Genomic DNA, 12,157 nt, shown 5'->3' on the forward strand with positions numbered 1-12,157 from the left:
ACGCATGAGGCGGCGCAGCAGGGTCCGCAGGCGGGTTCGCAGGAGCGGTCACAGCAGGAACCCCGCCCCCAGGTCGTCGTCCGGTTCCAGGACGAACGCGTGCTCGCCAGTGCGGTGGGCGCTGCCGGTGACCTCGGTGACGACGCCGCCGTCCAGCGGGTCGCCGCCGGGCAGGACGCGGCCGGTGAAGACCGTCCCGATGACGGACTCGTGCCGCAGTTCCTCCCCCGGCGCGAGCCGGCCCTCGGCGGCGAGGACGGCGAGCCGGGCGGAGGTCCCGGAGCCGCAGGGCGAGCGGTCGATCTGCCCGTCCGCGAAGACGGTGACGTTCCGTTGGTTCAACACGCCGTCCTCCGAGACGAGTTCGTCGAACAGGATGACCCCGTACACGCCCGACAGCAGCGGGTCGCTCGGGTGCGCCACCGCCGCCGCGCCGGCCAGCAGCTCCCTGATCTCCCGCCCGGCGGCGGTGAGTTCGGGCAGCTGCGCGGGCTCGACCGCGAGGCCGAGGGCGGCCGCCGGCACCGAGGCGTAGCAGGCGCCCGCGTGCGCCACCGCGACCTCCACGGTGCCCCGCGAAGTGGCCAGCGGCAACTTCAGGGCGGCGACCCGGGTGGGCACGTTGCGGAAGGTGACGCCGGTGGTCCGCCCGCCGGCCCGGTGCACCAGCGCGGTGACCCGGCCGGACGGCACGTCGATCCGCACCCGGGCCACGCCGTCGGCGGGGGCCGCGACCCGCCCGGAGTCCACCGCCCAGGCGCCGAGCGCGATGGTGCCGTGCCCGCAGGCCGTCGAGTAGCCGTCCTTGTGCCAGAACAGCACCCCGAAGTGCGCCTCGTCGTCGTCCGGCGGCACCAGGAACCCACCGTACATCCCGGCGTGGCCGCGCGGTTCGCGGCTGAGCAGCTGCCGGGCGTCGTCCAGCGCGCTCGGCCGGGGCGCGGTCGCGCTGCCGCCGGCGCCGAGTGCGATGGCCCGCCGTTCGGCGACGCTGTCGCCGGGGATCGCGGGCACGCCGTCCAGCACGATCCGGAACGGCTCACCGGCCGCGTGGTAGTCGACGGTGCGGACGAGCATCAGGCGCCCCCGCCCGGCAGCAGGCTGACGGTGCGGCTGACGGTGTAGAAGTCCAGTGCCGCCTGGCCCTGTTCCCGCTCGCCGTGGGCGGCGCCCTTGGCGCCGCCGAACGGCAGGTGGAAGTCGACGCCGCTGGACGGCGCGTTGACCCGGATCATGCCCGCGTCCAGCCGGTCGGCGGCGGCGAGCGCCACGTCCAGGCTGCGGGTGTGCACGGAGGTGGAGAGGCTGTGCGGGGTGTCGTTGGCGAGCGTGATCGCCTCGTCGAGGTCGGCGGCGGCGTGCAGCAGCGCGATCGGGCCGAAGAACTCCTCGCGGGCCAGCGGGTGTTCGGCCGGCACGTCGGTGAGCAGGGCCGGTTCGAGGTACCAGCCGTCCCGCTCGGGTGCCCGGCCGCCGGTGAGCAGGGTGGCCCCGGCGGCGACGGCCGAGTCGACGGCGGCCGTCAGCCGGTCCCGGGCGGCGGCGTTGATGACCGGCCCGCAGGCCGTGTCGTCGACCAGTTCCAGCGCCTTGACCAGGGCGTCGCGCAGCGGCTCGTACGCGGCGCCGACCGCGATCACCCGGCTGGTGGCGGTGCACTTCTGCCCCGCGTACCCGGCGATGGCGGCGGCGAGGTGGGCGGCGGCCTGCGCGAGGTCGGCGTCCGGCAGCACCAGCGCGGCGTTCAGCCCGCCGAGTTCGGCCTGCACCGGGACGCCGCGCTCGGTGGCGGCCCGCACCACGGCCCGGCCGACGCCGGTCGAGCCGGTGAAGGAGACCACGTCGGCCGTGTCGACCAGCGCCGCGCCTTCCTCGGCGCCGCCCGGCAGCACGGTGAACACGTCCTCCGGCAGCCCGGCCCCGGCGGCCAGTTCGGCCAGCCGCAGCGCGCAGGCGGTCGCCTCGGGCGCCGGCTTGAGCACCGCGGTGTTGCCGACCGCCAGCGCCGGCGCGGCCTTCCAGGTGGGGATCGCCAGCGGGAAGTTCCACGGCGCGATCAGCCCGGCGACGCCGTACGGGCGGCGCCGGGTGAGCAGCAGCCCGGGCCCGGCGGCGGTCTCGTGCACCGCCCCGGACGGCGCGAACGGCGCCTGCGCGTAGTAGCGCCAGATCGCCGCGGTGCGGGCGACTTCGCCGCGCGCCTCGGCGAGCGGCTTGCCGACCTCGCGCACGATCAGCCCGGCCAGTTCGTCCGCGTGCGCCTCGACCGCTTCGGCGATCCGGCCGAGCGCCGCCGACCGGGCGCCCGCGCCGGCCGCGAGCCAGCCGGGCTGGGCGGCCCGGGCCCGGGCGACGGCGGCCCGGACGGCTTCGGCGCCGGGTTCCTCGACGGCGACGACGAGGTCCGCGGGGTCGGCGGGGTTGTACGAGGTGATGGTCACGACCAGCAGCCCTTCGAAGGTGGTTCAGCGGACGTCTGAGCGGGCCCCTCCCCCGAGGCCGGCTCCTCTTTCAAACGGCTTCAAACAGCTTCAAACCGCTTCAGACAGCTCTACAGCAGGAACCCGGCCGGGAACGGGTCCCGCGGGTCGAGGAAGTACTGGGCGGTGCCGGTGACCCAGGCCCGCCCGGTGACGGTGGGCACCACGGCGGGCCGCCCGGCCACCTCGGTCTCCTCGACCAGGCGCCCGATGAAGGTCGTCCCGATGAAGGAGTCGTTGCGGAAGTCGCGCCCCAGCGGCAGTTCGCCGCGCGCGTGCAGCTGTGCCATCCGGGCCGAGGTGCCGGTGCCGCAGGGCGAGCGGTCGAACCAGCCGGGGTGGATGGCCATCGCGTGCCGGGAGTGTTCGGCGGTGGAGCCGGGGGCGAGCAGCTGGACGTGGTGGCAGCCGTGGATGGACGGGTCCTCCGGGTGCACCGGGCGGTCGGGGCTCGCGTTGATGGCGGCCATCAGGGCCAGTCCGGCCTCCAGGATGTCCTGCTTGCGCTCGCGCTCGAAGGGCAGCCCGAACTCGGCGAGCGGCAGGATGGCGTAGAAGTTGCCGCCGTACGCCAGGTCGTAGCCGATCGTGCCGTACCCGGGCACCTCGATCTTGGCGTCCAGCGCGGCCGAGTAGGACGGCACGTTGCGGATGGTCACCGCGGTGGCGGCGCCGTCCTCGACCCGCACCTCGGCGATCACCAGTCCGGCGGGCGTGTCCAGCCGCACCGTGGTGACCGGCTCGACCACCGGCACCATGCCGGTCTCGACCAGCACGGTGGCGACGCCGATGGTGCCGTGGCCGCACATCGGCAGCAGGCCGGAGACCTCGATGTAGAGCACGCCGAAGTCGGCGTCGGGCCGGGTCGGCGGCTGGAGGATGGCGCCGCTCATCGCGGCGTGGCCGCGCGGCTCGTACATCAGCAGGGTGCGGAAGTGGTCCAGGTGCTGCTGGAAGTGCACCCGGCGCTCGGCCATGGTGGCGCCGGGGATGACGCCGAAGCCGCCGGTGATGACCCGGGTCGGCATGCCCTCGGTGTGCGAGTCGACGGCGTGGAACACGTGACGGCTGCGCATGGCTCTGACGACTCCCGTCGGAGTGGGCGTACGGAGGTGGTGACCGTACGCCGGATCGGGTGGGTGGGGCCGGGCCGGCTGCCCCCTCAGCCGGCCCTGGTGACGAAGTCTCCCGGTTAGGCCAGGCCCTCGGCCAGCGCCTTCTCGGTGGCCGCGCGAACGGCCGCCTCGATGTCCGGGGTCAGCGGCTGGCGCGGCGGGCGGACGGGGCCGCCGGGGCGCCCGGCGATGTCCATGGACAGCTTGATGGCCTGGACGAACTCGGTCTTGGAGTCCCAGCGCAGCAGCGAGTGCAGCGACTTGTACAGCGGCAGCGCGGTGTCCAGCTCGTGCGCCACGGCGGCCCGGTACAGCGCGACGCTGGCCTCCGGCAGGGCGTTCGGGTAGCCGGCGATCCAGCCGACCGCGCCGGCCAGCGCCAGCTCCAGCAGCACGTCGTCGGCGCCGATCAGCAGGTCCAGACCGGGGGCCAGCTCGGCGATCTCGTAGGCCCGGCGGACGTCGCCGCTGAACTCCTTGACCGCGACGATCGAGCCCTCGCCGTGCAGTTGGGCGAGCAGCGCGGGGACGAGGTCGACCTTGGTGTCGATCGGGTTGTTGTACGCGACGACGGGCAGTCCGGCCTTGGCGACCTCGGCGTAGTGCGCCCGGACGGACGCGTGGTCGGCCCGGAAGGCGTTCGGCGGCAGCAGGAGCACGGAGCCGGCGCCGGCCTCGGCGGCCTGCTCGGCCCAGCGGCGGGACTCGGCGCTGCCGTAGGCGGCCACGCCGGGCATCACCCGGGAGCCGTCGCCGGCCGCCTCGACGGCCACCTCGACGACGCGGGCGCGCTCCTCGGCGGTGAGCGTCTGGTACTCGCCCAGCGAGCCGTTGGGGACGACGCCGTCGCAGCCGGACTCGATCAGCCAGCGGACGTGCTCGGCGTACGCGTCGTAGTCGACGGAGAGGTCCGGGCGCAGCGGGATCGTGGTGGCGACCATGATGCCGCGCCAGGGCCGGGCGGTGTCGTGTGGGGTGTTGGACACGATGAGCTCCTTGGTGAGGTGTGACATTTTATTAGAGGAGATGGGCCGGAGACAAGAGTCCCCGGCCCGCAACATGCCCTAAGGCGTGTCGCCGGCCTCGCCGAACGACCCGGACGACCCGAACGACCCGGACGGCCCGGCTGGCCCGGCCGCCAGCTGCGACAGCGGCACCGGGCAGGCCAGCGGCCGCCGGTCCGGCCCCGGCTCACCCGAGCCGGCCAGGCAGGCCACGGCCGGACCGCACATCCGGCCCTGGCACCAGCCCATCCCGGCCCGGGTGAGCAGCTTGACGGTGCGCGGATCGCCCGCGCCCAGCTCGTCCACGGCCTCCCGGATCGCCGAGACCGGCACCTCCTCGCACCGGCAGACGTCGGTGTCCGGGCGCAGCCAGCCGGTCCAGCCGGGGCCGGGCCGGTGGGCCGCGGCCATCAGGTCGGCGAAGTTCCGCAGCCGGGCCCGGCGGCGCAGCAGTGCGGGCTTCGGCAGCCGGTCGGCCACGGCGTGCGCGGCCAGTTCGCCCTCCACGATCGCGAGGTCCGCGCCGCCGACGCCGTTGGTCTCCCCCGCCGACCAGAGGCCGGGCACGGTGGTGCGCAGCCGGGCGTCGACCTGGAGCCCGACCGCGCCGTCCGGGGCGGTCCTGGTGGCCGCGCCCAGTTCGGTGGCCAGGTCGATCTGCGGCAGCAGCCCGTGGCCCACGGCGACGGCGTCGCAGGCGATCCGGCGTTCGGTGCCGGGCACCGGCCGCCAGTCGGCGTCCAGCCGGGCCACCGTGACGGCGGTGACCCGCTCGGTCCCGTGCGCCTCGACGACGGCACTGCGCGGGCGCAGCCGCACGCCGTGCCGCAGCAGCGTGCTCCCGTGGCCGGCGCCCTCGACGAGCTTGGCGGGGACGGCCGCCAAGGCGCCGGGGCGCCGGGCGTAGCCGAGGTAGTCGGTGGCCTCGACGACCGCGGGCACCTCGGCCCCGGCGGTGACCAGCGAGGACGCCGCCGCGAGCAGCAGCGGCCCGCTGCCGGCCACCACGATCCGCCGTCCGGGCAGCACCAGCCCGGCCTTGAGCATCGCCTGTGCGCCGCCCGCGGTGACCACCCCGGGCAGGGTCCAGCCGGGGAACGGCAGCTGGCGCTCGTACGCACCGGTGGCGAGCAGCACGGACGCGGCCGGGACGGTGGCCCGGTCGGTGGCCTCCGGTCCGCGCGTGACGTGCACGGCGAAGCCGTCGCCGGTCCGCTCCAGCGCCCACACCTGGTGGCCGCCGAGGAAGCGGACCCGCCCGGCCCGCTCGTGCGCGGCGAGCCGGTCGGCCAGTCCGGTGTAGACGGACCAGCCGTGGTGGAGCCGGTCCGGGCGGGCGGCGCCGAGGCCGGGCGCGGGGTGCCGGTAGTACTGCCCGCCGGTGCTTCGGCCTGCGTCCAGCAGGACGCAGCGCAGCCCGAGGTCGGCAACGGTCACGGCGGCCGCGAGCCCGGCCGGGCCGGCGCCGATCACCGCGAGGTCGGGGCGTCGGGCCGCTTCGGCGGCGGCCCGGTCAGACGGCGAGGTCGGCACGGCCGTTGCCCTCCTGGGTGGTGACGGTGGTGCCGGGTTCGGCGGGGAGCAGGCAGGTGCGCTGGTTGGGGCGGCCGTCGACGGTGGCCAGGCAGTCGAAGCAGGCGCCGATGCCGCAGAACACCCCGCGCGGCCGGCCGCCGACCCGGGTGGTGCGCCAGGCGAGCACGCCGTCGGCCCAGAGCGCGGCGGCGATCGACTGTCCGGGCAGGGCCGGGACGGGTCGGCCGTCGAACTCGATGTGGTGGGCGGGGCCGGGTTCGGCCCGGACCAGGTCGGCGGGGGTGCGGCGCATCGGCGGCTTCTCCGTTCCGGGGTTGGTCGACGAACGAGGGCGATCGACAGAGCGAGGCAGTCGGCAGGCAGACAGCAGTCCCGGGCTCAGGCCCCGGCGTCCGCCGGGAAGCGGTCCGGGCGGAACGGCGCGAGGTCCAGTTCCGGCTGCTTGCCGGTCAGCTGCTCGCTGATCAGCAGGCCGGTCGCCGGGGCCAGCCCGATGCCGGCGCCCTCGTGCCCGCAGGCGTGGTAGAGCCCGGGCGCCCTGGGGTCCTCGCCGATGGCCGGCAGGTGGTCCGGCAGGTACGGGCGGAAGCCCCGGTAGGTGCGCATCACGGTGACGTCCGCGAGCACCGGGAAGAGCGCCGCGGCCTGGGCGGCGAGCCGCCGCAGCACCTCCTGGGAGAGGGTGCGGTCGAAGCCGACCCGTTCGCGGCTGGCGCCGATCAGCACGGGCCCGCCGGGGGTGCCCTCGACCACGGCGGAGGTCTGCAGCCCGGCCGAGCCGCTGGCGACGTCGGCGACGTAGTCGGCGGCGTAGACCTTGTGCCGGACGATCCGCGGCAGCGGCTCGGTGACCAGGACGAAGCCGCGGCGGGGCATCACCGGCAGGTGCACCCCGGCCAGCCGGGCCAGTTCGCCGCCCCAGGTGCCGGTCGCGTTGACGACGGCGGGGGCGTCGAGGCGGCGGCGGTCGGTGCGCACTCCGCGCACGGCGCCGTCCGGCCCCCGGTACACGGCGGTCACGGTCTCGCCGGTGATCAGCTCGGCGCCCATCCGGCGGGCCTCGCGCAGCAGGTGGGCGGCGGCGAGGGCGGGCTGGACCTGCGCGTCCTGCGGGTAGTGGAAGCCGCCGGCGAGGCCGGGGGCGAGGTGCGGCTCCAGCTCGTGCAGCCGCTCGGCGGGGACTTCCTCGGCGGTGACGCCGGCGGCGGCCTGGCCGACCGCGAAGGCCCGCAGGGCGTCCTGCCCGGCCGGGGTGGAGGCGATCACCACGCCGCCCTTGGGCTCGTACTCGACGGCCGCGCCGAGGTGTTCGGCGAGGTCGTGCCAGAGCCGGGTGCTGAGCAGGGCGAGGTCGAGTTCGGGCCCGGGCTCCTTGTCGGAGACCAGCAGGTTGCCCTCGCCGGCGCCGGTGGTGCCGCCGGCCACCGGTCCGCGGTCGACGACGGCGACGGTGAGCCCGGCGCGGGCCGCGTAGTAGGCGCAGGCGGCGCCGACCACGCCGGCGCCGACCACGACGACATCCAGGGGAGGTCTCTGCGTCTTGAGCACGTCAGTAATATGTCACATGCCATCCATCGTGCCAAGACCACCCGCCGAATCCCGAACCGGGCCGGAGCAGCCAAAAGGCCGGGCTCACCGGGCCGGAGCAGCCAAAAGGCCCCGGCCCACCGCGTCGGGCGGCGGGCCGGGGCCTCAGGGTGCGCTACCGGCTCAGGTGATGTCGTCGATCTGCTCGTGACGGGCGGCCGGCACCGGGGCGCCCGCCGTCGGCGCGGCCGAGGCCTGGACCATCTCCGTACCGGCCACCGGCTGCACCGAGAGGTCCAGCTCCGAGGCCTCCTCGTCGCTCAGCCCGGCGTCGGGGTTGCGGCGCTCCTTGCGCCTGTCGTTGAAGATCGCGATGCCCACCGCGAGGAAGTAGAACGCCCAGATCGGCGCGGCCAGCGTGAGCATGCTCACCGGATCGGCGCTCGGGGTGGCGAAGGCGGCGAAGACCGTGATGCCCATGACCATGCCGCGCCACCAGCCGAGCAGCCGCTTGCCGGTGACCATGCCGACCATGTTCATCATCACCAGCAGCAGCGGGAACTCGAAGGCCAAGCCGAAGACCAGCACCATCCGGGTGGCGATGTCGAGGTAGTCCTCGGGCGGCAGGATCGGCGTGGTCTTGTCCGGGGTGAACGAGATCAGCACGTCGACGGTGGTCGGCAGCACCAGGATGGCGCAGCCCACACCGGCCAGGAAGAGCGGCGCCCCGCACAGCATGAAGATGACGGCGTACTTCTTCTCGTGCCGGTGCAGACCGGGTGCCACGAAGGCCCAGACCTGGTAGAGCCAGATCGGCACGGTCGCGACCACACCGGCCGTCAGCGACACCTTGAGCATCCAGGTGAAACCGGCGGTCAGACCGATGTTGGAGACCTGGGCGCACTTGCCCTTGAACTGGTTGGCGGTCTCCGGTGTGCAGCGCGGCAGCGGCTCCAGCAGGAAGTTCTCGATCTGCCTGTGGTAGATCGCCGCCACGATGGTGATCACCACGATCGCCAGGACCGACTTGACCACGCGGTTGCGCAGTTCCCGCAGGTGGTCGGTGAGGGCCATCCGTCCCTCAGGATCCTTGGACGCCTTCGACGCCTTGGAGAGCTTGCTCAACCCCGGTCCTCAACTCGTGCGTCGAGGCCCGCCGGTCGACGGGCCTCCGTGGTCGCGTTCGTCACGTGCGCCGCGCTCAGCGCGGGCGGTCGCCGTCGGCCGCGGACGGCCCGGCGGCGGGCTCGGCCACCGGGCGGGCGGTGCCTGAGGCGCCCGGAGCGGCCTGGATGGTCCTGGCCGCGGTCGTCGCCGAACCGCCGTCGACCCGGGGCGCCGGAGGCGGCGTCGCGGCGGCGTCCTCCTCGGCGCCGTCCGAGCGCATGGCCTTGGTCTCGCTCTTCAGGATCCGCATCGACTGCCCGAGCGAGCGAGCCAGGTCGGGCAGCCGCTTGGCGCCGAACAGCAGGACGGCGAAAATCACGACCACCACGATCGCGGTCATCGAGATGCGCATTGCGCGACCACCTTCACTCATGGCGACCCGTCGGGCCCCCCGCCGCGGATGGTAACCGCTGCGGATGACGCCACGACGACGGCCGCCCGAACAGGACAGCGGCCCCGGTTCGCAGTTCAGGAGCCATCTGCAGGAGCCATCTGAGAGCGTAACCCGCCCCCGCCTCCCCGCAGCAGCCCCCGTACCACCGACGGCCCTCCTGTGCTACCGAACAGGCACCACCGAACGGGCGCTACCAAACGGGAACAACCGGACGGCCTTACCCGGCGGGTACCACCGGACGGGCACCACCGGACGGCCCTACCGCCCCGGTACGGCCTCCGCCAGCTCCCCCGCCGCCTCGGCCAGCGCCCGCGAGGCCGCGTCCACGCCCTTGGCCAGCGCCCGCACGTCCAGCCAGAGCCGGATCGCGAGCACCCCGAGGACCAGCAGGCCCGCGGTGGCGAGCAGGACGGCGGCGACGAGCATCCAGGACATGCGCCCCACCCTATCGGGCCCGGCCCCCCCGGCCCGGTCCGCAGGAGAGCGCCCGCTACCCCTCGGCCGGGACGAGCCGCATGGTGCGGACCCCGGCCCCGACGAGCGCCGCGACGATCTTCTCCCCGGCCGGCTTGCGCACCGCCGCCCCGCAGAGCGGGCAGCCGAAGCTGTAGTGCGCCTGGGCCGGGCTGCGACCGAGGGTCAGCCGGAACTCCTCCGCCGGGAGCTCGACCTTCTCCCGGCACTCGGAGCAGTACACCTTGAATCTGGTCCCGGGCTCCACCGATCAGACCCGCCCCTCCCCGTCGGCAACGGTCTGCTCCCCGTACGCGGCCAGCGCCTCCAGGGCGGCCGCGCGGGCCTGCCCGGCCAGCTCGGGCGGCGAGACGATCCGGCCGTCCCGGCCCAGCCGCAGCGCCAGCGGGCGCAGCTGGGAGGGGTCGGCGCTGCGCAGGGTGATCCGCAGCCCGCCGTCGGGCAGTTCCTCGGCCCGGTCGTGGGTGTAGTACTCGGCCACCCAGCGCCCGCCGGAGGAGACCTCGACGACCACCTCGGGGTCGTCCGCGGACGGGTTGACCAGCCCGCCGCTCAGATCGCGCGGCTCGCGCCGGGGCGGGTCGGCGGGGACGTCCAGCACCCGGATCTCGGCGACCCGGTCCAGCCGGAACATCCGGTGGTCCTCGGAGGTGCGGCACCAGGCCTCAAGGTAGGTGTGGCCCTCGGTGAGCAGCCGGATCGGGTCGACCTCGCGCTCGGTCATCCCGCCGCGCCCGTGCGAGTAGTAGCGCAGCCACAGGCGGCGCCCCTCGCTGAGCGCGCGGTCGATGTCGGCGAACACGTGGCCCTCCGCCTCGAAGGTCACGCCGACCCGGGCGCTGCCGGCGGCGCTCTCGCCCGCCGCGTTCTCGATCTTGACGACGGCCCGGGTGAGCGCCTCCCGGTCGCCGGCCCGCAGGCCGGGCAGCCCGGCCACCGCACGGGCGGCGACCAGCAGCGCGGTGGCCTCGTCGGCGGCGAGGCGCAGCGGCTGCGCCACGTCGTCGACGTTGTGCCACCAGATCCGCTCGCCGTCGGTGTCGATGTCGAGCAGGTCGCCGCCGCGGAAGCTGGTGCCGCACATCGGCAGCACGTTGAGGTCCCCGATCAGCTCGCGCTCGGAGATCCCGAACGCACGGGCCACCTCGGCCACCTCGGCGCCGGGGCGCTCGCGCAGGTAGGTGACCAGCGACAGCATCCGCCGCGTCTGGTCGATCGCGTTGCTCACGCCTGAACCCCTCCGCTTCCGTTCACCACGTCCAGCCCGGCCACGGCCCGCAGCCGGTCGATCACGTCGGCCCGCAGCTCCTCGGGCCCGAGCACCAGCACGTCCGGCCCGAACTCGGCGAGGTCGGCGCCCAGCCCGTTGCCGTACGGGATCTCCAGCTCGTCCCAGCCGTCGTCCACCCGCGCGCTGCTCAGCGCCTTGGTGCGCAGCGGGAAGCCCGCTCCCCGGCGGACCCGGACGGTGGCGGTGGCGGTGGCGCCCTCGCCCGCGAACTTGGCGACGGTGGCGCGGACGTCGACGTGCTCGGGCACGGTGCCGAGGAAGGCGCCGGCCTTGGCCCGGACCTTGCCGGTGATCCGGCTGAGTCGGAACACCCGGGCGTCGCCGCGGTCGCGGTCCCACCCGGCCAGGTACCAGTGCCCGCGCCAGCACTCCAGCGCCCACGGCTCGACGGTGCGCAGCTCGCCGGCGGCGGCGCCGGCCTTGCGGTACTCGAAGCCGACTGGGCGACGGTCCCGGGCGGCGGTGAGCAGCGGCTCGAACGCGGCCTCCCGGGCGGGGATGCGCGGCTCCAGGGCGGTCCGGCCCTCGGGCTCGGCGAACGGCACCCCGGCGGCGCGCAGCTTCTGCAGCGCGCCGCTGGCCGCGCCGGACATCTTGGCCTGCTGCCAGACCCGGGCGGCCAGGGTCAGCGCGGCCGCCTCCTCGGCGTCCAGCGCGATCTCGGGCAGCCGGTTGCGGTCGGCGCGGGCCAGGTAGCCGAGTTCGCCGTCCAGGGCGCTCTCGTCGACGTCGATCACCAGGCCGAGTTCGCGCAGGTCGTCCTTGTCCCGCTCGAACATCCGGTTGAAGGCGTCCTCGCTGCTGTTCTGCCAGGCCTCGCGGTACGCCTCGATGGATTCCCGCAGCTCCTTCTTGGAGAGCGGACGTCTGGTGTTCATCAGGCACAGGGCGAGATTCATCAGCCGCTCTGCCTTGGCGATCGCCATCGCTGACCCTTCCGGTGTGCCGCGCGTGCGCGGGGTGCGCGGGGTGCGCCCGCCGGGAGGTCGTCACCCGGCGGGACCGACCGTACCGGTAGCGGTACGCAGTGCAAAAGCCGCCTCCGGAGACGAGGGGGGGGGGGGGGGGGGCGCCCGGGGGGGGGGCGCCCGGGGGGGGGGGGGGACCCCCCCCCCCCCCCCCGCGCCCACACCCCGCCGCGCCCCCCGCCGCGCGCGCGAGGGGGGGAG

At 75.2% G+C, this 12,157-nt stretch carries 13 protein-coding genes; all 13 read right to left on the reverse strand.

Features of this window, described 5'->3' with window-relative positions; genetic code table 11:
- Positions 1-48: 48 nt before the first annotated feature.
- Positions 49-1,077: a proline racemase family protein gene (locus ACFV6D_RS11335; RefSeq protein ID WP_363377959.1), complete on the reverse strand. Its 1,029-nt coding sequence runs from the start codon at positions 1,075-1,077 to the stop codon at positions 49-51.
- Complete coding sequence (locus tag ACFV6D_RS11340; protein WP_363377977.1) at positions 1,077-2,447, reverse strand: aldehyde dehydrogenase family protein; 1,371 nt, start codon at positions 2,445-2,447, stop codon at positions 1,077-1,079. The genes ACFV6D_RS11335 and ACFV6D_RS11340 overlap by 1 nt, the downstream gene beginning before the upstream one ends.
- Before the next feature lie 104 nt (positions 2,448-2,551).
- Positions 2,552-3,556: a proline racemase family protein gene (locus ACFV6D_RS11345; protein WP_063346900.1), complete on the reverse strand. Its 1,005-nt coding sequence runs from the start codon at positions 3,554-3,556 to the stop codon at positions 2,552-2,554.
- A gap of 116 nt (positions 3,557-3,672) precedes the next feature.
- Positions 3,673-4,536, reverse strand: coding sequence for a dihydrodipicolinate synthase family protein (locus ACFV6D_RS11350; protein ID WP_380426866.1), 864 nt, complete (start codon positions 4,534-4,536; stop codon positions 3,673-3,675).
- Between the two features lie 123 nt (positions 4,537-4,659).
- Positions 4,660-6,132, reverse strand: a complete 1,473-nt coding sequence (locus tag ACFV6D_RS11355) for an NAD(P)/FAD-dependent oxidoreductase (protein ID WP_380559353.1) — start codon at positions 6,130-6,132, stop codon at positions 4,660-4,662.
- A complete protein-coding gene (locus ACFV6D_RS11360; RefSeq protein ID WP_063346903.1) occupies positions 6,113-6,427 on the reverse strand; it encodes a (2Fe-2S)-binding protein in 315 nt (104 codons plus the stop codon). The genes ACFV6D_RS11355 and ACFV6D_RS11360 overlap by 20 nt, the downstream gene beginning before the upstream one ends.
- A gap of 86 nt (positions 6,428-6,513) precedes the next feature.
- A complete protein-coding gene (locus ACFV6D_RS11365) occupies positions 6,514-7,683 on the reverse strand; it encodes an NAD(P)/FAD-dependent oxidoreductase (protein WP_380482195.1) in 1,170 nt (389 codons plus the stop codon).
- Positions 7,684-7,845: 162 nt separating this feature from the next.
- Entirely contained in the window at positions 7,846-8,736 is an 891-nt protein-coding gene (gene tatC / locus ACFV6D_RS11370) for a twin-arginine translocase subunit TatC (protein ID WP_380345068.1), read from the reverse strand.
- Positions 8,737-8,863: 127 nt separating this feature from the next.
- Complete coding sequence (gene tatA, locus ACFV6D_RS11375) at positions 8,864-9,181, reverse strand: Sec-independent protein translocase subunit TatA (protein ID WP_063346906.1); 318 nt, start codon at positions 9,179-9,181, stop codon at positions 8,864-8,866.
- A gap of 300 nt (positions 9,182-9,481) precedes the next feature.
- Positions 9,482-9,658, reverse strand: coding sequence for a hypothetical protein (locus ACFV6D_RS11380; protein WP_159398379.1), 177 nt, complete (start codon positions 9,656-9,658; stop codon positions 9,482-9,484).
- A gap of 55 nt (positions 9,659-9,713) precedes the next feature.
- Entirely contained in the window at positions 9,714-9,920 is a 207-nt protein-coding gene (locus ACFV6D_RS11385; protein WP_380559356.1) for a hypothetical protein, read from the reverse strand.
- Between the two features lie 27 nt (positions 9,921-9,947).
- The gene (locus tag ACFV6D_RS11390) at positions 9,948-10,895 is read right to left on the reverse strand and encodes a YafY family protein (RefSeq protein WP_063350986.1); all 948 of its coding nucleotides are present in this window, start codon (positions 10,893-10,895) and stop codon (positions 9,948-9,950) included.
- 26 nt (positions 10,896-10,921) lie between these two features.
- Positions 10,922-11,914 carry a YafY family protein gene (locus ACFV6D_RS11395; RefSeq protein WP_063346908.1) on the reverse strand — a complete coding sequence of 331 codons (993 nt, stop codon included), beginning with the start codon at positions 11,912-11,914 and terminating at the stop codon, positions 10,922-10,924.
- Positions 11,915-12,157 lie beyond the last annotated feature (243 nt).

It is taken from the genome of Kitasatospora sp. NPDC059812, from assembly GCF_042732075.1.
Taxonomy (GTDB): domain Bacteria; phylum Actinomycetota; class Actinomycetes; order Streptomycetales; family Streptomycetaceae; genus Kitasatospora.